The organism is Luteimonas sp. 100069, assembly GCF_003813845.1.
Lineage (GTDB): Bacteria > Pseudomonadota > Gammaproteobacteria > Xanthomonadales > Xanthomonadaceae > Luteimonas > Luteimonas chenhongjianii.
The window spans coordinates 490,940-509,550 of sequence record NZ_RPFN01000004.1 but is presented as its reverse complement, the minus strand read 5'-3'; the positions used below and the strand labels follow the sequence as shown (position 1 = coordinate 509,550).

Sequence of the window (18,611 nt, the reverse complement as noted above, 5' to 3'; positions counted from 1 at the left end):
CACATATTACCGCGACTTTCGAGTCTGTCAACACCGTGTGAAAGCGTGTTTCCCGTCCCGCCCCGCCCGGTTCGCCGCCCCGAAGAGCAGCCCGCTGAGCGGGGCGCGAATTATGCATAGCCAGAATGGATTTGGGAACCCCCAGGGCAATTTTTCTTGACGGTCGCCCGACCGTTGCCGAAGGTGGGTGCCGTCCAACCGCCAAGGCCTCCCTATATGCGCGCACTCCGGCTGCTGCTTCTTACCCTGCTTGCTTCGCTCCTGTTGCCTGCCTGCGCCAGCGGCGGGGACTGGGTGGAGCTCGCCGGCAATCGCTATAGCGTCGAGATCGCCGCGACCGACGAAGCCCGCGCGCGCGGCCTGATGTTCCGCGACCGGCTCGACGAGGGCCACGGGATGCTTTTCATACACGACACCGAGGCGCCCCAGGCCTACTGGATGAAGAACACACGCATCCCGCTCGACATCCTCTACTTCGACGACGCCCGCAAACTGGTGTCGCAGCAGCGCGACGTGCCGCCCTGCTCGGGCGGCGATCGCTGCCCGCCCTATCCCAGCAAGGCCCCAGCGCGGTACGTGCTCGAGCTCAATGCCGGCGAGGCCAGCCGGATCGGCCTGGTGGATGGCGAAACACTGATCCTTTCGCCGTCGATCCGGACCCCCTGATCGGGGACGCGCTCGACGAGTTCGTCCCGTTACATATGAGTAGGGACGTCGGGCGCGCCGGACATCGCGAGCAGCCGGCGGACGCACTGCGGTCCGCCGCGCATACGCTTCAGCTCCACTCACCCCCGAGCTGGGCGTTTGCAGACCGGCGTGATTCGTCTGGCACCCGCGTTGCACCTGCGATCCCCGCGCAGGCGTGACGGGAAATGTGCCAAAGCTTGAGACCGGCGCCGCCAGTGGCAGATGGTCCCCGCCACTTCTTCCACACCCGCAACGGATAGCGGCGCTGGGCGGGGTGCCACCGGGCAACGGATGGTCCACCGGGCGGGACACCGCAAACCAGAGCGGGCCCCACTCGCCCTGCCCCGCTCAGAGCACCATCATCTCGAAGTCTTCTTTGGTGACGCCGCAGTCCGGGCACGTCCAGGACTCGGGGACGTCGGCCCAGCGGGTGCCTGCCGGGATGCCCTCATCCGGAATTCCGACGGCCTCGTCGTAGATGAAACCGCAGACCACGCACATCCATGTCTGGTAGGCGTCCTGCGTCGTCGAATCGTTCATCGGATAATGGTCACATGCGGCAGCGTTGATGCGCTGCATTGTCCCATCGCGCCCACTCCACCGGAATTCACGCCGATGAACATCAGTCCGTCCAGCGCACCGCGCGGTCTCTATCTGATCACGCCGGATGTGTCCGAAACCGCCCAACTGCTGGCGCAGGTCGCGCCGGTGCTGCCGCATGCGACCTGGATGCAGTACCGCAACAAGCGCGCCGACAGCACGTTGCGCCGCGAGCAGATCCAGGCCTTGCTGCCGCTGTGCCAGGCCACCGGGGTGCCTCTGATCGTCAACGACGACTGGGCGCTCGCCGCCGAACTCGGCGCCGATGGCGCACACCTGGGGGAAGACGACGGCGTCTTGCATGAAGCGCGGCGCGCGCTCGGACCCGTGGCGATCCTCGGGGCATCCTGCTACGACTCGGCTGCGCTCGCGCAGCGCGCGGTCGATGCCGGTGCAAATTACGTCGCGTTCGGCGCGTTCTTCCCGTCGCCCACCAAGCCCGACGCCCGGGTCGCGCACAAATCGGTGCTGCGCGATGCGGCCGCGCTGGGCGTGCCGCGGGTGGCGATCGGCGGCATCACCCCGGAGAATGCGCGTCAGCTCGTCGCCGCCGGCGCGGATCTCGTCGCGGTCATCAGTGGCGTCTTCGCCGCGCGTCATCCTGCTGCGGCCGCAGCCGCCTATCGCGCGGCGTTCAACCTCTAATCCCCCTACCGGAGCCTCCATGGACACGTCCCGCTCGCATGCCCTGTTCGAACGCGCCCGCAGCCTCCTGCCCGGCGGCGTCAATTCGCCGGTCCGTGCGTTCAAGTCCGTGGGAGGCGAGCCGTTCTTCGTCCAGCGCGCCGACGGCCCCCATCTGTTCGACGTCGACGGCAACCGTTACATCGACTACGTCGGCTCATGGGGACCGATGATCGTCGGCCACAACCATGCGGCGGTCCGCCAGGCGGTCAAGCGTGCGATCGGTGACGGCCTGTCGTTCGGCGCGCCGACCGAAGCGGAGATCACGATGGCGGAACGCCTGACCGCGCTGGTGCCGTCGATGGAGATGGTGCGCATGGTCAATTCCGGCACCGAAGCCACGCTGTCGGCGATCCGCCTCGCGCGCGGCGCGACGGGACGCACCTGCATCGTCAAGTTCGAGGGCTGCTATCACGGCCATGGCGACTCGTTCCTGGTCAAGGCCGGCAGCGGTGCACTGACGCTCGGCGTGCCGACCTCGCCCGGCGTGCCGAAGGCGCTGGCCGACCTGACCCTGACCCTTCCCTATAACGACTTCGACGCGGCCAGCGCACTGTTCGCCCAGGCCGGCGCGGACATCGCCGGGCTGATCATTGAACCCGTGGTCGGCAATGCCAACTGCCTGCCGCCGCGGGACGGCTACCTCCAGCATCTGCGCGAGCTGTGCACTCAGCACGGCGCGTTGCTGATCTTCGATGAGGTGATGACGGGCTTCCGGGTTGCGCTCGGTGGCGCGCAGGCGCGTTACGGTGTGACCCCGGATATCAGCACCTTCGGCAAGATCATCGGCGGCGGCATGCCGGTGGGTGCCTACGGCGGACGCCGCGACCTGATGGAGCAGATCGCGCCGGCCGGGCCGATCTACCAGGCGGGCACGCTGAGCGGAAATCCGGTCGCGATGGCCGCGGGCCTGGCGATGCTGGATCTGGTGTCGGAGCCCGGCTTCCACGATGCGCTCGAAGCGAACTCGAACCTGCTGTGCGACGGTCTGGAAGCCGCGGCTCGCGATGCCGGCGTACCGTTCACCACCACGCGCGTCGGCGGCATGTTCGGCCTGTTCTTCACTGACCAGCCGTACGTCGACACCTATGCACAGGCCGTCGCCTGCGACACCGCTGCGTTCAACCGCTTCTTCCACGCGATGCTGGCGCGCGGCGTGTTCCTGGCGCCGTCGGCCTTCGAAGCGGGCTTCATGTCGTCGGCGCACGATGCCTCGGTGATCGAGGCGACGATCGCCGCCGCGCGCGAGGCGTTCGCCGAGGTGCGCACCGCATGAAGCGCCCAGCGCCAGGGGCAGGAGGATGGCGACCCGCAAGCCAGCGCATTGGGATGCGAGTTGCTACCCGCGCGCCCTCCCGGGTGAAGTCCACTGCCAGCATCCCCGGCGGGCTGTCGCAATGGCGCAATGGCTGCTTTTGGTGACATTCCAAGGGGTGCGCCGTTGATCGCTTCGATTGTGATCGGCTGCGGCATCTTCGCGGCGCCGACCGGCATCCACACCAGGGAACCCGCGCGGTGAACACGCCGCCGCTGCGTCTGGCGCTGCTGGACTTCGATGGCGTGCTGGCGCACTACTCGCGGCCCGCGCGCCTGGCCCATCTGGCCCGAGTCGCCGGCTGCACGCCCGCGCGCGTGTCGGAAATACTCTTCGACTCTGGACTGGAGCGCGCCTACGACAGCGGCACGCTCGACACCGCGGACTATCTGGAGCGCCTGAGCGCAGGCATCGGAAACACGATCGACGCGGACGCATGGATCGCTGCGCGCGTGGCCGGCGCCCAGGCCGATCCCGTTGCGATGGAACTCGTCGCGTCGATCGCGTCAACTGTGCAGGTTGGCGTGCTGACCAACAATGGCGCACTCATGCTGGACGCGATTCCACGCATCGTGGCCCCGCTGTTCCCCATGCTCGAGGGCCGCGTGCTGTGCAGCGGCGTCCTGCGCGTGCGCAAACCGGACCGCGCGATCTTCGAGCAAGCGCTCGCACACTTCGACGTGCGCGCGCAGGACACCCTGTTCGTCGACGACCTGTTCGTGAACGTGCAGGGCGCGCGCGCCGCGGGCCTGCACGCCGACACGGTGGTCGATGCACGGTCGATGCGGATGGTGTTCCGGCGTTACGGGTTGCTGCCCCGCGGCCCCGCCCCACCGGTTTGAAATCTGCTTGATCCCGCGGCGGGATCCTGTCTCCGGTCATCCCCTCCCGGAGTTCCCATGCGACATCCGCTCGCGTCCTGTCTACTCGTCGCCACGCTGTGTCTGTCGTCTACGCTGGTCAGCGCCGCAGAAACCGTCTTGATCGTTCTCAGCGGGGAGGGCCGAGATGCAGGCAAAACCCGGCCCGGTTACGAGTTCGATGAACTGTCCCAGGCCTGGCTGATCTTCAAGGCCAACGGCCTCGCGGTCGAAGTCGCCAGTCCGCAGGGCGGCGCGGTCGAAGCCGATCGCTATGACGCCAACGAACCCTTCAACGCAGCGCTGCTGGCCGATACGGACGCAATGCGTCAACTGGCCGACACCCGGCGTACCGACGCGCTGGATGCCAATGACTACGCCGCGATCTACGTGGTGGGCGGCAAGGGCGCGATGTTCGATCTGCCGCGCGATACCGCCCTGCAGCAACTGATTGCCCGGGCCTGGGAAGCCGGTGCGTTGATCGCCGCGGTCTGCCACGGGCCGGCGGCGTTGGTCGACGTGCGTCTGGCCGACGGCGCGTTGTTGGTCGCCGGGCGTCGCATGACCGGCTTCAGCAACGAGGAGGAAGCCATCTTCGGGAAGAAGTGGGCCAGCGATTTTCCCTGGCAGCTCGAGGATGCGGCAGCGGCCCGTGGCGCGATCTGGGACGAAGCACCGCTGATGATGCCGAAGCTCGTCGTCGATGGTCGTCTGATCACCGGCCAGAACCCCTACTCGACCACCGCCGTGGCTGAGGCGATCGTGCGCGGTCTGGGCCGGGCGCCCGTGGCCCGCACTCTCTGGCGCGACGAGGCGACCATGGCGCTGGTGGAACAGCTCCGCGATGGCGATGTGGGCAGCGCGCACGCGGCACTGGCTCAATCGCCCACCCACTATCACGCGGATCTGATCGGCATCCTCGGCTACTACCTGGCCCAAGCTGCCGGTGACGATGCAGTAGCGCTGCGTGCGGCACTGCAAACGATGCAGCTTGCGCTGCCGCACATGGACGAGCCCCGGCTCAAGCTGGCTGCCGCCGATGCGCACCTGCGCCTGAGCGAGCGCGCTGAGGCGCGGGCCCTGGTACTCCAGGTACTGGAAGCGACTCCGGGAATGGAACAGGCTGAGGCCCTTCTGCAACGCATCGACGGCTGACCATGGCCATGCCCGCCCCACGCATTCTGGTGATCGAGGACAATCCGGCGCTACGCGCCAACCTCGACGCGATGTTCAGCGAGCACGGCATCCACGCCGACTTCGCTGCCGATGGGCTCAGCGGCCTGCAGTTCGCACTGTCCGATCCACCGGATGTGCTGGTGCTGGATCTCGGCCTGCCCGGTCTGGACGGCTTGCGTGTGTGCGAGCGCCTGCGAGCGCAGGCCGACCGTCATGTACCGGTGCTGATGCTGACCGCCCGCGATGCGCTTGAAGACAAACTGCTCGGCTTCCGCAGTGGCGCCGACGACTATCTGGTCAAACCGTTTGCCGCAGCCGAGCTGCTGGCACGCTGCCTGGCGCTGTCACAACGCCACCGCGCCGGCACTGCGCACGTGCTGCATGTCGGCAGCCTGAGCATCGACCGGCGGAGCGGAGTGGCCCATCGCGCGGGCCGCACGCTGGCGCTGCAGCAGACCGCGCGGCACCTGCTGTTGGCGCTGGCGGAGGCCTCGCCGCGCACCTTGACCCGCAGTGAACTGATCGAGCTCGTCTGGGGCGCGTCGCCGCCGGAATCCGGTCCTCTGCGCACTCACCTGTATCTGCTGCGTCGGGCGCTCGACGGACCCCTCGACACGCCGATGCTCAAGACCGTGCACGGCGTCGGCTTCCGGCTGGAGGCCGACATATGAGCGCCAAGCCCCGACGCGGTCGTCTGCGCGACCGGTTGATGCTGGCCTTCTCTGCCTTCGCCCTGTTGGTCGTCCTGCTTTACGGCTTCTATGTGGTGCTGTTCGTCTATCTGGTGGAAGACTCGATTTTCCAGGGTCTGCTAGCGGACGAGGCTGCGGTCCAGCTGGCGCACCACGCCGAGACCGGCGCATGGGTCACGCCGCAACTGCGGTTCGTCAGCGTGCATCCCGATCCGGCCACATTGCCTGACGCGCTGGGCTTACGCCTGGCCGAGGCGCCGTGGCGTCGCGAGTTTCCCGGCGAGGCCGGTCGTCACTACCACCTGCAGGCGCTCGAACCTGCGGGCAGCGCAGCGCCGACATGGCTGCTCGCGGAAGTCAGCCAGCACCTGGTGGTGCGGTCGATGCGCGGCGGCATCCTGCAATGGCTGGGCTGGTCGGCGTTGGCGGTGACCGTGCTGGCACTGCTGTTCGGTGCTTGGCTCGCACGGCGCATGACAGCACCTCTCTCGCGCCTCGCCGCCCTGGTCGACGACGCCGAACCCACACTTCTGCCGGCCCGATTCGCAGAGGGATTTCCCGACGACGAGGTGGGAACGCTCGCACGTGGACTGGAACGCCTGATCGAGCGTGTCGATGCCTTCGTGGAGCGCGAGCGCGAGTTCACCCGCGACGCCAGCCACGAACTGCGCACGCCGCTGACGGTGATCCGCAGCGCCTGTGAACGACTTGGCGCGCGGACCGATCTCCGCGGCGAAGCGCAGCGGCAACTCGAACACGTCCGCCAGTCGGCCCAGCAGCTCGAACGCACGGTCGCTGCCCTGCTCGCTCTGGCGCGCGAAGACGTCGACACGTCCGCACCAGACATCGCGGTGCTGCCGGTGCTCGAGCGCGTGATCGTCGACCAGGCGCCATTGCTCGAAGGACGTGATGTTTCGATCCGTGTCGAGGTACCGCACGCAACGCAGGCCCGATTGCCGGCACCGGTGTTGCACATCGTGCTCTCGAACCTCGTCGGCAACGCTTTCGCCCATGGCGGCTCCGGCGATGTCGTCATCGACGTCGACGCTGGCGGATTGCGCATCGCCAATCCCGGCGCGTGGCCGGGGGAAACGGCCTTCCAACCCTTCGTCAAAAGCGAGGCCAGTGCTGGGGTCGGCCTCGGCCTGGCCATCGTCCGCCGTCTGTGCGCGCGACACCGAATCGCGCTGCGCTTCGAGAGCGAAGGACTCGCGACCGTCGTCCACCTTGCGCTGGGGCCTTCCGGCGATGCGTAGGGTTGAGGCCGGATCGGGCCGGCCGAGACGATGCCCGGATCAATCGCTGCTTGCGCGCCCGGACCGGAACACCTGCAAGGCGTCTCGAAGTCGTCCCGCCCACGCATCGAGCACGTCCCGCGCAGCCGGCGCAGGCGGGCGGACGCCGGGATAGATCCGCATCAGTCCGTCGCCGGACATCCGCGGCTGCACATGCAGATGCACATGCGGGATCTCCTGCCCGCCGGCGTCGCGGTTGGACTGCCACAGATTGAGGCCATCGGGGGCGAAAACCGCGTCGGCCGCACGGGCGATGCGGACGGCGATCCGCATCAGCTGCGCGGCGGTGTCTTCGTCCAGGTCGAACAGGGTTTTCGACGTGCCGGCGCGGCACAACGAGCACGTGCCCGGGCACCGCCTGGCGCAGATCCATGAAGGCGATCACCTGGTCGTCCTCGTGGACGAGGCTTGCAGGCAGCGCGCCCGCAAGGATCGCGCAGAACGCGCAGGCGTTCTGGACCGGATCAGCCGGCGGCGACGACGGCATCGGCGAGCGCCGCGCGCAGCCGCGCCAGGCCCTCGGCGATGTCGGCATCGGTGATGTTCAACGCCGGCACGAACCGCAGCACGTCCGGGCCGGCCTGCAGCATCAGCAGGCCGTGGCGCGCGGCGTGGTCGAGGATCGCGCCCGCCTGGCCGGCATGCTCGGGACGCAGCACGGCGCCGAGCATCAGGCCGCGACCGCGAACCTCGGAGAACAGGCCGAACTCGGCGTCGAGCGCGGCGAGGCCGTCGCGCAGCGCGCGTGACTGGCGCGCCACGTTGGTGGCGATCTCGGGCGATGCCAGCTTGCGCAGGGCCACGCGCGCGACCGCGGCAGCCAGCGGATTGCCGCCGAAGGTGGTGCCGTGATCACCGAACTGCATCGCCTCGGCGACCTTCGGACCCGCCAGCAGTGCACCGATCGGGAAGCCGCCGCCGAGCGCCTTGGCCAGCGTGACGATGTCGGGCACGACGCCGTCCTGGGTATGCGCGAACAACGTGCCGGTGCGGCCCATGCCGCACTGGATCTCGTCGAGCACCAGCAGGGCCTCGTGGCGATCGCACAGCGCGCGCACCGCGGCCAGATACCCGTCGGCGGCCGGCATGACACCACCCTCGCCCTGCACGGGTTCGAGCATGACCGCGGCGACGTCACCGCCGGCCATCGCGGCTTCGAGCTGGGCGACGTCGTTGAAATCGACGTAGCGGAAACCACCGGGCAGCGGCTCGTAGCCGGCCTGGTATTTGGGCTGCGCGGTCGCGGTGACCGCGGCCAGCGTGCGCCCATGGAAGCTGCCGCGCGCCGTCACGATCACCCGGCGATCGGGGTTGCGGCCCTGCGCGGTGGCCCATTTGCGCACGAGCTTGATCGCGGCCTCGTTGGCCTCGGCGCCGGAATTGCACAGGAAGGTACGCGTGGCGAAGCCGCTGGCTTCGACCAGTTCGGCGGCCAGCCGCAGCGGCGGTTCGCTGTAAAAGACGTTGCTGGTGTGCCACAGCTTGCCGGCCTGTTCGACCAGTGCGGCGACGAGATCGGGATCATTGTGGCCAAGCCCGCAGACGGCGATGCCGGCCGACAGGTCGACGTACTCGCGGCCCTCGCTGTCCCAGACGCGCGCGCCGTTGCCGCGCTCGAGCACCAGCTCGCGCGGCCGGTAGACGGGCAGCACATGGCGCTGGGCGAGGGCGATGAGGTCGGCTGCAGTGGACATGCGTAGGTCGTCGGGACGCGGGCCGACAATTGTACGGCCCCGGCCGGCCGGCTTCCGCCGCCGGTTCGGTGGTGGCAAGGGGCAGGCGCGCTCAGGTTCCGCCGCCAACCGAGGGTGAACGCCCCCGCCTCTCGCCTTCGGCCGTGCCGCGGCCGCCCGAAGACGCGGCCCTGGAAAGCCCCGCGTGAGGCCCGGCGCTCCGCCGGCTGGACGCAGGCGCGCCGCCGCAGTGGCCGCCGCGTACTCAGTCCAGGAACAGATCCGGCAGCAGCGGCTGCGTGGGATCGATCGCATACGCATCAAGGTCGGTGATACCGGCCTCGCGCAGCACCTCGTCATCGATCAGGAAGCGGCCGTGGAAGCCGGCGGCCTCTCGCACGAGGATGGCGTGCGCGGCGTCGCCCATGATCGACGGGCTGCGGCCATTGCCGCGCTCCACGCCGGGAATCATGTTCAGGGCGTCGGTGCCGATCAGCGTGCGCGGCCACAGCGCGTTGACGGCGACGCCCTGCGGGCCGAACTCGGCCGCCAGGCCCAGCGTCACGAAGCTCATGCCCATCTTGGCCAGCGTGTAGCCGGTGTGCGGCGCCCACCACTTGGGGTCGAGCGACGGCGGCGGGCACAGGGTGAGGATGTGCGGATTGGGCGCCTGCAACAGATACGGCAGGCAGGCCTGCGCACACAGGAAGCTGCCGCGCGCGTTGACCTGCTGCATGAGATCGAAGCGCTTCATCGGCGTGTCGAGCGTGCCGCGCAGCCAGATCGCGCTGGCATTGTTGACCAGGATGTCGATGCCGCCGAAGGCGTCGACGGTCGCAGCCACTGCGGCGCGCACCTGGTCTTCCTCGCGGATGTCGCACCGCAAGGCCAAGGCGCGGCCGCCTGCGGCCTCGACGCTGCGCGCGGCGCTATGGATGGTGCCGGGCAGTTTTGGATTGGCGACCTCGGACTTGGCGGCGATCGCGACATTCGCGCCGTCGCGCGCGGCGCGCTCGGCAATCGCCAGCCCGATGCCGCGCGAGGCGCCGGTGATGAAGAGGGTCTTGCCGGCGAGTGTCGACATGCGGGCGCTCCTGGATCTGCGGTCGGGTGGGCAGTATGCGCGGCGTGGTGAATGCCAGCGATGGTTCAGTGGGGGGAGCGGAATACTGGGGCTGCCCCGCCTGCCGGAGAACATCGATGGCCCGTCTTGCCTGCGCGTTGCTGCTGTGCGCTTTGACCGCCTGCCAGGCGCCGGCAGTGGTGCCGGAGGCCAGCGGCACCTTCACCACGACGCCCCCGCTCGACGCCGACGCGGTCTGGAGCGGCACGGCCGAAGCGTGCCGCGGGGACCTCGGGCCGGTCGTCGACTGTCTGCGCGCGACCATGGAAGCCACCGGCGCGAGTCCGGAGGCGCTGGCGGCCAGCGCCCGGATGGCGGAAGACGGGGAGGCCGGCTACATCGCCCGCTGGCAGACGATCGATGGCGTCGACGTGGCGACGACCGAGTTCCCGTTCCGCGCGAACACCAACCAGGGCACCTGGCTGATCGACGCTTCGCGCCGGGTCTGCGATGTCGATGCGGATCCGTTCGCCGCCGCAGACAGCGACCGCCAGGACATCGCCGACTTCCGCGCGGCCCATCCCGACGCGATGCTGTTCGCGCCTGCGCATCTGGAGGGGACGCAGCCGCTGGACGGCGGCGGGGTGCGCCTGGTGTTCGCCACGCCGATGCGCAGCTGCCACGCCTGCGCGGACGTGGCCACGCTGCGGGTGGGCTACGACTTCGACGACGCGCGCCGGTTCACCGGGCGCCGCGTGATCGACCTGCACTGAGCGCAGCGGCTCAGGGCGCGCCGTTCAAGGTTTGGGCCCCTGCCCCTCGTTGTCTTCCCACTTGAGGATCCTGCGCGTCACCACCCGGTAGACCGGCTTGCCGGTCCGGAACCACAGGTCGCGCAGCCAGGACGTGCGCTTGAGCACGCGCTTCTCCACCGGGGTCAGCGCGGCGCGGCAGTACATGCGCTTGTGCTTGAGCAGATGCCGCAGATCCTCGCGCGCCAGCAGGCGCATCCAGCGCGAGCGCGGGTGGCCACGTACCGCGAGCTGGAAGTCGATGATCGCCGGGCGGCCGTCGTCGAGCACCAGCCAGTTGGCTTCCTTGGCCAGATCGTTGTGGGCGAGCCCGCGCCGGTGCAGGCCCTGCAGCAGCCGTCGCGCACGCCGGAAATAGATCAGGTCGCCGTGCGGCGGGCGCTGGTACATCGCCGCGCCCGGCATATAGCTGCGATCGAGCCGGCGCCCGTCCCAGGCCAACAGCTGCGGCACGTCGCGCATGCCCGCCACTGCGGCGAGCCCGCGCGCTTCGCGCCGCGCCAGCCACCATGCCGGCAGCCGCAACCACAGCGGCACGTGACGCAGGTCACGCCGCACGAAGCGGGTGCCATCGCTGCCACGCATCAGCGCAATGCGGCCGAAGCTGTCGGCTTTCAGCGCGCTGACCTCGATGGCCTCGTCGGAACGGTCGTGGGTATCGGGCATGCCGCATTGTACGGAGCGCGCGCGGCGTTAACGCCAGCCCCTGCCCGGTCCTGCAGGACGACCCGGCCGCACCATCGGCGCTGCCATAATGCCGCGATGCTGAGCGAGCTCTTCAACAGTCTGGTCGCCTGGGTCGGCGACCATCCGGTCGCCGCCGGCATCGTGATCTTCCTGATCGCGTTCTGCGACGCGGTGATCATCCTGGGCGCCGTGGTGCCGGCCTTGCCGCTGCTGTTTGCGATCGGCGTGCTGATCGGCCTGGGCGAAATTTCCGGTCCCTACGCGGTGGCCTGCGCGGCGATCGGCGCGATGGCCGGCGACGGCGTGAGCTACTGGGTGGGCCGTCGCTGGGGCCATGGTCTGCGGGGCATCTGGCCGTTCCGCAAGTATCCGCAGCTGCTGGACCGCAGCGAAACGGTGTTCCGCCGCAATGCGATCAAGAGCATCCTGGTCGCGCGCTATGTCGGCCCGATCCGACCGTTCGTGCCGGCGATCGCAGGCATTGCCCACATGCCGCTGCGCCAGTATCTGCCAATCAGTGCGGCGGCCTGCCTGTCGTGGTCGGCGCTGTTTCTGGCGCCGGGCTGGATCTTCGGCGCCTCCTACGACGCCGTCGCTGCGGTCGCAGACCGACTGGCGCTGGTGCTGGGCGCGCTGGTCGCGGTGCTCGCGCTGGCCTGGGCGATCGTGATCTACAGCTATCGCTGGTTCGATGCCCACGCCAACAGCCTGCTGACCCGGCTGCTGCTGTGGAGTCGCGCGCATCCGCGCCTGGGCCGCTATGCGGTTTCTCTGGTGGACCCGCGGCGGCCGGAATCGGCCTCGCTGCTGATCCTGGCGGCCTGCCTGCTGGCCATCGGCTGGGCCTGCTTTGCACTCCTGGCCACAGTGATCATGCGTGGCGAGCCACTGGTGATCGACCAGACGGTCTTCCAGTTCATGTACGAACTGCGCAATCCGTTGGCCGACCGGATGATGGCCGCACTCGCCTCGATCGGTGACGTCCACGTGCTCGGCCCGGCCGTCGCGCTGACCCTGGCCTGGCTGATCTGGCGGCGGCGCTGGCTCGGGGCCGCGCACTGGCTGGCAGCGCTCGCCTTCGGCATGGCGCTGACCGCGCTGCTCGGCGCGGTGATCGACATGCCGCGCCCACCGACCGCGCATGGCGGCTTCGGGTTTCCCGCGGTGGAGATCACGATATGCACGATCGTGTTCGGCTTCTTCGCCGTGCTGATCGCGCGCGAGCTGCCCGGCCGGACGCGGGTCTGGCCCTATCTCGTCTCCGGCGTCGTGGTCGCGGTACTCGGCTTTGCGCGCCTGTATCTGGGCGCGCACTGGCTCAGCGACATCGTCGGCGGCATGCTGCTGGGCGTCGTCTGGCTGCTTATCCTGGGCATCGCCTACCGTCGCCACGTCGAGCGCAGCTTCTGGATGCGCCCGGTGGCGCTGATCTTCTATCTCACCTTCGCCCTCGCGGCGCTCTGGCATGCGCCGCGCGCAGTCGATCCGCTGCTGGCGAAGTTCGCGTCGCAGCCGCCGATGTTGACGCTGGACGCGGACGCATGGTGGGAACGCGACTGGCGCGCCCTGCCGGGCCAACTGCGCGAACGCGACCCGGCCCATCGTTGGCCGCTCGATGTGCAGATCGCCGGACCTCTGGCGCCCCTGCAGGCGCGCCTCGAAGCCCACGGCTGGGAGGTCCAGCCGCAGGCCGGCTGGATGCGCGTGCTCTCCCTGCTCGACGACGACATCACCCCGGCCCAGCAGCCGGTGCTGCCGGCTACGCTGGACACCGTGGCCGAAACCCTGCTGATGCGACGCACGACCGATGACGGCCAGACCGAGGTATTGCGACTGTGGCGCGCCCCGGCGCAGCTCGACGATGGCGCCGAGCTGTGGGTCGGTAGCAGCCAGGCGATGCGCTATACCCGCCCCTTCGGCGCGTTCGGTCTGTGGCAGCCGCAGCCCGACACCCAGAGCGTGCACCGCGGCCTGCGCGAGGTGCTCGACGACTTCCCGAGTCGCGAGGAAGTGCATCCGCAGTCGGGCATCCCGACGCTGCGGCTGCGCACCGACGGCGGCTCAGTCGTCGTCGACCAGGCGCAATAGGGTTTCCAGCCGCACGTCGGGATCGTCCTGCTGCAGCAGCAGCTGACGTTTCGGCTGCTCCAGCGGCAACAGCTCGGCCAGGCGCCAGCCGACCCAGGCCGCGTCGTCGAAATGCGGCTCCGGAAAGGCCTGGCCGGCGCCGTCGATGTGCTCGAGGATCTTGCGCAGCACCAGGCCCAGCACCGCGTGCTCGGGTTGCAGGTCGATCGTGGGATCGGGCGCGCACCAGTCGACATCGGCCACCACCAGCCCGCTGTCGCGCACGCGCGTGCGCCGCACGTGGAAGCGGCGCCCGCCACGCACGCGCAGCGTGAGCAGGCCATCGGCGCCCATGTCGAAATCCTCGATCAGCGCCTCGGTGCCGATGCCGGCGGGGGTCGCGGGCGTGCCCACTTCGTCGCCCTCGAGGATCAGGCAGATGCCGAAACCGGTGCCGCGGCGCCCGCATTCGCGGACCAGATCGAGGTAGCGCGGCTCGAACACGCGCAGGGCCAGCGCGGCGCCGGGCACGAGCACGGTACGCAGCGGGAACAGCGGCAACGAGGTGTCATCAGCCATGCGCGCAGTCTAGGCGGGCGGGCGTGTGCGCTCAGTCGCGCAGACTGGCGGCAAACCGCTGCGGCGCCCCGTCGAATCCACCGTTCGACATGAACACCACGTGGTCGCCGGGGCGGACCCGCGCGCCGAGTTCGGCCAGCAGCGTATCGACGTCGGGCACCGCCAGCGCCTCGCCGCGGACTGCGGCGACCACCGCGCCGGCGTCCCATGCGAGCTCGGGCCGGTGCAGGAACAGCACGTCGTCCGCAAGGTCCAGCGACGGCGCCAGCGCCTGCGCATGCGCGCCCAGCCGCATCGAATTGCTGCGTGGCTCCATCGCCACGACGATGCGCGCCCCGCCGACCCTGGCCCGCAGCCCCGCCAGCGTCGTTGCGATCGCTGTCGGGTGGTGGGCGAAATCGTCGTAGACCGTGATGCCGCCGGCGCTGCCGAGCACTTCGAGCCGGCGCTTGACGCTGCGGAAGCCGCCCAGCGCGGGCAGCACCGTCGCCACCTCGACGCCGACCGCGGCGCAGGCGGCCAGCGCCGCCAGTGCGTTGAGCACGTTGTGATCACCCAGCAACGGCCATTCGACGGTGCCGAGCTCGACCCCGTCGCGCAGCACCGTGAAGGCGCTGCCGTCGTCGGCGCGCTTGACCGCGCACCAGGCGAAGGCCGGGTCGAAACCGAAGCGCTCGACCGGCGTCCAGCAGCCCATCGCGAGCACTTCGTCGAGGCGCGGCTCGTGGCCGTTGACGATCAGGCGGCCGCGGCCCGGCACGGTGCGGACCAGGTGATGGAACTGGCGCTGGATCGCGGCGACGTCGGGAAAGATGTCGGCGTGGTCGTATTCGAGGTTGTTGAGGATCGCGACCAGCGGCCGGTAGTGCACGAACTTGCTGCGCTTGTCGAAGAACGCGGTGTCGTACTCGTCGGCCTCCACCACGAACTCGCGCCCGCCGCCGATGCGTGCCGATACGCCGAAGTCCTCGGCGAGCCCGCCGATCAGGAAACCGGGCGCGCGCTGCGCGGCTTCCAGCAGGAAGGCGAGGATGGTGCTGGTCGTGGTCTTGCCATGCGTCCCGGCGACCGCGAGCACGTCGCGTCCGGGCAGCACATGGTCGCGCAGCCATTCCGCGCCGGAGGTGTAGGCACGCCCGCTGTCGAGCACGGCCTCGACCGCGGGGTTGCCGCGCGAGAGTGCGTTGCCGATGACGACCTGGTCCGCATCGCCGATGTGCGCGGCCTCGTAGCCCTGATGCAGCGTGATACCCAGCCGCTCGAGCTGCGTGGACATGGGCGGGTACACCGCCTGGTCACTGCCTTCGACCGCATGGCCGAGTTCGCGTGCGAGCGCGGCAACGCCGCCCATGAAGGTGCCCGCGATGCCCAGAATATGAAGTTTCAAGAGCCGTTTCCTGGACGATCAGAAGGACGTTCGTAGACCCGGGCGTGGATCGCGCCCGCGTCCCTCTCAACTGGGACAGGGAAGTGGCGAGGGGTACGGGTCGACCCGTCTGTGGTCGGTGCCGGCCCCGCGCCGCTGCAACCGGGGATCAGGCCGATGGCTGCTCGCGACCGATCGCCTTGACGATGCGCGCGAACACCTCGTCGAGCGAGCCGACGCCATCGACGACCGTCAGCTGGCCGTGGTCGCGATAGAAGGCGATCACCGGCGCGGTCTGCTGGTCGTAGATGTTGAGCCGGTGACGCACCGATTCCGGGCTGTCGTCGGCGCGGCCTTCGGCCTGCGCACGGCCGGCGAGGCGTTCGATGATCTGTTCGTTGTCCACTTCCAGCTGAACGGCCGCGTCGAACGGCGCGCCGAGTTTCTCCAGCAGCGCATCGAGCGCGGCCGCCTGGGCGAGGTTGCGCGGATAGCCGTCGAGGATGAAGCCGGCCCTGGTGTCCTCGCGCGAGAAGCGGTCTTCCAGCATGCCCAGCAGGATCGCGTCGGACACCAGGTCGCCGCGGGCCATGATCGCCTTGGCTTCGAGTCCGAGCGGCGTGCCTGCGGCCACTTCGGCGCGCAGCAGATCGCCGGTGGAGATGTGCGGCACCTGCAGATGGTCCTTCAACCGTGCCGCCTGCGTGCCTTTGCCCGAGCCGGGTGCACCAAGAAGAACCAAACGCATCGAACGCTCCTGCAAGTGTGGGAAACCGCGCCAGGACGCCGACGTACACTCGGTGGCGCTGCGGCGACAGCCGCGCCAGCTTACCGTATCCGCCCACGGCCCACTGAAGGACACGCGTCATGGCTTCCGGCACCCTGCTCTACGCCCAGTCGGGCGGCGTCACCGCGGTCATCAATGCCACCGCCTCGGCGGTCCTCCAGGAAGCGCGCAGCAGCCGGGTCAAGGTGCTCGCCGCGCGCAACGGCATTCTCGGCGCGCTGCGCGAGGATCTGGTGGATGCCTCGAGGATTCCGCTGGCGCAGGTGCGCGCGCTCGCACATACGCCCGGCGGCGCCTTCGGCTCGTGCCGCTACAAGCTCGGTTCGATCGAGGCCGACCGCGCGAAGTACGAACGGCTGATCGAGGTGCTGCGCGCGCACGACGTGCGCTGGTTCCTCTACAACGGCGGCAACGATTCGGCCGACACTGCCCTCAAGGTCTCCCGGCTCGCGGCCGAATTCCACTACCCGCTGACCTGCATCGGCGTACCCAAGACCATCGACAACGACCTGGCGGTCACCGATTGCTGCCCGGGGTTCGGATCGGCGGCGAAGTACACCGCGGTGTCGGTACGCGAAGCGGCGCTGGATGTCGCGGCGATGGCCGACACCTCCACCAAGGTGTTCGTCTACGAAGCCATGGGCCGGCACGCGGGCTGGCTGGCCGCGGCCGCGGGCCTGGCCGGGCAGGGTCCCGACGACGCGCCGCAGATCATCCTGTTTCCCGAGCGGGCGTTCGATGAGGCCGCGTTTCTCGCGAGGGTCCAACGCGTGGTCGAGCGCGTGGGCTGGTGCGTCGTGGTCGCCAGTGAAGGCATCCGCGATGCCGACGGGCGCTTCGTCGCCGATGCCGGCGGTGGCCAGGATGCCTTCGGCCACACCCAGCTCGGTGGGGTGGCCTCCCGACTCGCCGGCCGGGTCAAGGACACCCTCGGCTACAAGGTGCACTGGACCCTGCCCGACTATCTGCAGCGTTCGGCGCGGCATGTCGCATCGAAGACCGACCTCGAGCAGGCGATGGCCGTCGGACGCGCCGCCGTGCAGTTCGCGCTTGCCGGGCGGAATGCGACGATGCCGGCGATCCGTCGCACATCCGATGCGCCGTACCGCTGGACGGTCGAGGCGGTGGCGCTCGACAAGGTGGCCAACCATGAGAAGACCATGCCGGCGGGCTTCATCCGCCGCGATGGCTACGGCATCACGGCCGCGGCGCGCCGCTACCTCGAACCGCTGATCCGCGGCGAGGCGCCGCCGCCCTACGGTCGCGACGGCCTGCCGAAATACGTCGTGGTCGATGCGCCGGCGGTGCCGGGCAAGCTTCCCGCCTGGCCGGGCTGAACCGGCCGCGGGGTTCAGCGTCGAGGCATTGAATCCGCGCCGACGTGCCCGATACAGCGGAGCTCCCTGCAAGCTGCCGGCCCGATGCCCGAACTGCCCGAAGTCGAAACCACCCGCGCCGGCCTGGCGCCGCACGTGCTGGGTCGGCGGATCACCGGGGTCGTGCTGCGTCGCCCGGACCTGCGCTGGCCGATTCCGGACGAAGTCGGTGCGATGTTGCCCGGCCGGCGCATCGAAGCGATCCGGCGCCGCGCCAAGTATCTGCTGCTCGACACCGACGCCGGCAGCGCCCTGCTGCACCTGGGCATGTCCGGCAGCCTGCGCGTGCTCGGACCCGACGTCCCGGTGCGCGCGCACGATCATGTCGACCTGAGCCTGGACTCCGGCCAGGTGCTGCGGTTCAACGACCCGCGCCGCTTCGGCTGCCTGCTGTGGCAGCCGCTCGGCGAGACCCACGCGCTGCTGCGCGATCTGGGGCCCGAACCGCTCGACGACAGCTTCGACGGTGACCATCTCTTCCTCGCCAGCCGCGGCCGCCGCGCGCCGGTCAAGACCTTCCTGATGGACCAGCGCATCGTGGTCGGCGTGGGCAACATCTACGCGGCCGAAGCGCTGTTCGCCGCCGGCATCTCCCCGCTGCGCGAAGCCGGGCGCATCTCGCGCGAGCGTTACACCCGGCTCGCCGCGGAGGTGAAGCGCATCCTCGCCCATGCGATCGGCCGCGGCGGCACGACCCTGCGCGATTTCATCAGCCCCGACGGCGCTCCCGGATATTTCGAACAGGAGCTCACCGCGTATGGCCGCGGTGGCCAGCCCTGCCCGAACTGCGGCACGACGCTGCGCAGTGCGCTGGTGGGCCAGCGCGCGACGGTCTGGTGTCCGCGCTGCCAGCACTGACCGGCTCCGGACACGTCATCCCGGCGCGGCCACG

Annotated in this window: 19 protein-coding genes and 1 pseudogene; 11 read left to right on the top strand and 9 right to left on the bottom strand. The window is 69.6% G+C overall.

Features of this window, described 5'->3' with window-relative positions; all coding sequences use genetic code 11:
* Window positions 1-216 precede the first annotated feature (216 nt).
* On the top strand, window positions 217-666 hold the full coding sequence (locus EGK76_RS11370; protein WP_123832680.1) for a DUF192 domain-containing protein: 450 nt from the start codon (window positions 217-219) through the stop codon (window positions 664-666).
* Between the two features lie 369 nt (window positions 667-1,035).
* Here the strand turns inward: EGK76_RS11370 and EGK76_RS11365 are convergent, their stop codons facing one another.
* Entirely contained in the window at window positions 1,036-1,266 is a 231-nt protein-coding gene (locus tag EGK76_RS11365) for a rubredoxin (protein WP_233580267.1), read from the bottom strand.
* Window positions 1,267-1,302: 36 nt separating this feature from the next.
* On the opposite strand from EGK76_RS11365, the gene thiE reads away from it, so the two are divergent.
* The 6 genes from thiE to EGK76_RS11335 all read left to right on the top strand — a co-directional run bounded on the left by thiE (window position 1,303) and on the right by EGK76_RS11335 (window position 7,270).
* The gene (gene thiE, locus EGK76_RS11360) at window positions 1,303-1,932 is read left to right on the top strand and encodes a thiamine phosphate synthase (protein WP_123832679.1); all 630 of its coding nucleotides are present in this window, start codon (window positions 1,303-1,305) and stop codon (window positions 1,930-1,932) included.
* 19 nt (window positions 1,933-1,951) lie between these two features.
* The gene (gene hemL, locus EGK76_RS11355; protein ID WP_123832678.1) at window positions 1,952-3,247 is read left to right on the top strand and encodes a glutamate-1-semialdehyde 2,1-aminomutase; all 1,296 of its coding nucleotides are present in this window, start codon (window positions 1,952-1,954) and stop codon (window positions 3,245-3,247) included.
* Between the two features lie 239 nt (window positions 3,248-3,486).
* On the top strand, window positions 3,487-4,128 hold the full coding sequence (locus EGK76_RS11350) for an HAD-IA family hydrolase (RefSeq protein ID WP_233580266.1): 642 nt from the start codon (window positions 3,487-3,489) through the stop codon (window positions 4,126-4,128).
* A 57-nt stretch (window positions 4,129-4,185) separates the two neighbouring features.
* Entirely contained in the window at window positions 4,186-5,301 is a 1,116-nt protein-coding gene (locus EGK76_RS11345; RefSeq protein ID WP_123832677.1) for a type 1 glutamine amidotransferase domain-containing protein, read from the top strand.
* Window positions 5,302-5,303: 2 nt separating this feature from the next.
* Window positions 5,304-5,993 (top strand): response regulator transcription factor, encoded by a 690-nt coding sequence (locus EGK76_RS11340; protein WP_233580265.1) that lies wholly within the window; start codon window positions 5,304-5,306, stop codon window positions 5,991-5,993.
* A complete protein-coding gene (locus EGK76_RS11335) occupies window positions 5,990-7,270 on the top strand; it encodes a HAMP domain-containing sensor histidine kinase (RefSeq protein WP_123832676.1) in 1,281 nt (426 codons plus the stop codon). The genes EGK76_RS11340 and EGK76_RS11335 overlap by 4 nt, the downstream gene beginning before the upstream one ends.
* Window positions 7,271-7,309: 39 nt before the next feature.
* Here the strand turns inward: EGK76_RS11335 and EGK76_RS15730 are convergent, their stop codons facing one another.
* From EGK76_RS15730 to EGK76_RS11320, 4 genes and pseudogenes are all read right to left on the bottom strand, one after another.
* Window positions 7,310-7,645, bottom strand: coding sequence for an HIT domain-containing protein (locus EGK76_RS15730; protein ID WP_343205622.1), 336 nt, complete (start codon window positions 7,643-7,645; stop codon window positions 7,310-7,312).
* A gap of 34 nt (window positions 7,646-7,679) precedes the next feature.
* A pseudogene (locus tag EGK76_RS15725) lies at window positions 7,680-7,796 on the bottom strand (hypothetical protein); the annotation flags it as partial.
* Complete coding sequence (locus EGK76_RS11325; RefSeq protein WP_123832675.1) at window positions 7,774-9,003, bottom strand: acetylornithine transaminase; 1,230 nt, start codon at window positions 9,001-9,003, stop codon at window positions 7,774-7,776. The pseudogene EGK76_RS15725 and the gene EGK76_RS11325, both read right to left, overlap by 23 nt.
* A 244-nt stretch (window positions 9,004-9,247) precedes the next feature.
* Window positions 9,248-10,066, bottom strand: coding sequence for an NAD(P)-dependent oxidoreductase (locus tag EGK76_RS11320; RefSeq protein WP_096296616.1), 819 nt, complete (start codon window positions 10,064-10,066; stop codon window positions 9,248-9,250).
* Between the two features lie 116 nt (window positions 10,067-10,182).
* On the opposite strand from EGK76_RS11320, the gene EGK76_RS11315 reads away from it, so the two are divergent.
* Window positions 10,183-10,818, top strand: coding sequence for a hypothetical protein (locus tag EGK76_RS11315; protein ID WP_123832674.1), 636 nt, complete (start codon window positions 10,183-10,185; stop codon window positions 10,816-10,818).
* Window positions 10,819-10,842: 24 nt separating this feature from the next.
* Here EGK76_RS11315 and EGK76_RS11310 read toward each other — a convergent pair whose 3' ends face one another.
* Window positions 10,843-11,523, bottom strand: coding sequence for a serine/threonine protein kinase (locus EGK76_RS11310; RefSeq protein WP_096296618.1), 681 nt, complete (start codon window positions 11,521-11,523; stop codon window positions 10,843-10,845).
* A gap of 96 nt (window positions 11,524-11,619) precedes the next feature.
* Here EGK76_RS11310 and EGK76_RS11305 point away from each other — a divergent pair, with 96 nt between their 5' ends.
* Window positions 11,620-13,632, top strand: a complete 2,013-nt coding sequence (locus EGK76_RS11305) for a bifunctional DedA family/phosphatase PAP2 family protein (RefSeq protein ID WP_123832673.1) — start codon at window positions 11,620-11,622, stop codon at window positions 13,630-13,632.
* Here the strand turns inward: EGK76_RS11305 and EGK76_RS11300 are convergent.
* The 3 genes from EGK76_RS11300 to EGK76_RS11290 all read right to left on the bottom strand — a co-directional run bounded on the left by EGK76_RS11300 (window position 13,606) and on the right by EGK76_RS11290 (window position 16,304).
* Window positions 13,606-14,190 carry an LON peptidase substrate-binding domain-containing protein gene (locus EGK76_RS11300; RefSeq protein ID WP_096296620.1) on the bottom strand — a complete coding sequence of 195 codons (585 nt, stop codon included), beginning with the start codon at window positions 14,188-14,190 and terminating at the stop codon, window positions 13,606-13,608. The two genes, EGK76_RS11305 and EGK76_RS11300, sit on opposite strands and share 27 nt — an antisense overlap.
* 31 nt (window positions 14,191-14,221) lie before the next feature.
* Window positions 14,222-15,577, bottom strand: coding sequence for a UDP-N-acetylmuramate:L-alanyl-gamma-D-glutamyl-meso-diaminopimelate ligase (gene mpl, locus EGK76_RS11295; RefSeq protein WP_255409785.1), 1,356 nt, complete (start codon window positions 15,575-15,577; stop codon window positions 14,222-14,224).
* A 148-nt stretch (window positions 15,578-15,725) separates the two neighbouring features.
* A complete protein-coding gene (locus tag EGK76_RS11290; protein ID WP_096296622.1) occupies window positions 15,726-16,304 on the bottom strand; it encodes an adenylate kinase in 579 nt (192 codons plus the stop codon).
* A gap of 119 nt (window positions 16,305-16,423) precedes the next feature.
* Between EGK76_RS11290 and EGK76_RS11285 the strand changes: the two genes are divergently transcribed.
* Entirely contained in the window at window positions 16,424-17,680 is a 1,257-nt protein-coding gene (locus tag EGK76_RS11285) for a 6-phosphofructokinase (RefSeq protein ID WP_123832672.1), read from the top strand.
* A gap of 84 nt (window positions 17,681-17,764) precedes the next feature.
* A complete protein-coding gene (gene mutM, locus EGK76_RS11280) occupies window positions 17,765-18,577 on the top strand; it encodes a bifunctional DNA-formamidopyrimidine glycosylase/DNA-(apurinic or apyrimidinic site) lyase (protein WP_123832671.1) in 813 nt (270 codons plus the stop codon).
* Window positions 18,578-18,611: the final 34 nt, after the last annotated feature.

What these genes read in the sequence shown, in the direction of transcription:
- EGK76_RS11325 (WP_123832675.1), bottom strand. Translation starts at nt 9,003, where the DNA reads ATGTCCACTGCAGCCGACCTCATCGCCCTCGCCCAGCGCCATGTGCTG.
- EGK76_RS11285 (WP_123832672.1), top strand. Translation starts at nt 16,424, where the DNA reads ATGGCTTCCGGCACCCTGCTCTACGCCCAGTCGGGCGGCGTCACCGCG.
- EGK76_RS11345 (WP_123832677.1), top strand. Translation starts at nt 4,186, where the DNA reads ATGCGACATCCGCTCGCGTCCTGTCTACTCGTCGCCACGCTGTGTCTG.
- EGK76_RS11305 (WP_123832673.1), top strand. Translation starts at nt 11,620, where the DNA reads ATGCTGAGCGAGCTCTTCAACAGTCTGGTCGCCTGGGTCGGCGACCAT.
- EGK76_RS11340 (WP_233580265.1), top strand. Translation starts at nt 5,304, where the DNA reads ATGGCCATGCCCGCCCCACGCATTCTGGTGATCGAGGACAATCCGGCG.
- EGK76_RS11300 (WP_096296620.1), bottom strand. Translation starts at nt 14,190, where the DNA reads ATGGCTGATGACACCTCGTTGCCGCTGTTCCCGCTGCGTACCGTGCTC.
- thiE (WP_123832679.1), top strand. Translation starts at nt 1,303, where the DNA reads ATGAACATCAGTCCGTCCAGCGCACCGCGCGGTCTCTATCTGATCACG.
- EGK76_RS11335 (WP_123832676.1), top strand. Translation starts at nt 5,990, where the DNA reads ATGAGCGCCAAGCCCCGACGCGGTCGTCTGCGCGACCGGTTGATGCTG.
- EGK76_RS11370 (WP_123832680.1), top strand. Translation starts at nt 217, where the DNA reads ATGCGCGCACTCCGGCTGCTGCTTCTTACCCTGCTTGCTTCGCTCCTG.
- EGK76_RS11310 (WP_096296618.1), bottom strand. Translation starts at nt 11,523, where the DNA reads ATGCCCGATACCCACGACCGTTCCGACGAGGCCATCGAGGTCAGCGCG.
- mutM (WP_123832671.1), top strand. Translation starts at nt 17,765, where the DNA reads ATGCCCGAACTGCCCGAAGTCGAAACCACCCGCGCCGGCCTGGCGCCG.
- EGK76_RS11320 (WP_096296616.1), bottom strand. Translation starts at nt 10,066, where the DNA reads ATGTCGACACTCGCCGGCAAGACCCTCTTCATCACCGGCGCCTCGCGC.
- EGK76_RS11315 (WP_123832674.1), top strand. Translation starts at nt 10,183, where the DNA reads ATGGCCCGTCTTGCCTGCGCGTTGCTGCTGTGCGCTTTGACCGCCTGC.
- hemL (WP_123832678.1), top strand. Translation starts at nt 1,952, where the DNA reads ATGGACACGTCCCGCTCGCATGCCCTGTTCGAACGCGCCCGCAGCCTC.
- EGK76_RS11290 (WP_096296622.1), bottom strand. Translation starts at nt 16,304, where the DNA reads ATGCGTTTGGTTCTTCTTGGTGCACCCGGCTCGGGCAAAGGCACGCAG.
- EGK76_RS11365 (WP_233580267.1), bottom strand. Translation starts at nt 1,266, where the DNA reads ATGCAGCGCATCAACGCTGCCGCATGTGACCATTATCCGATGAACGAT.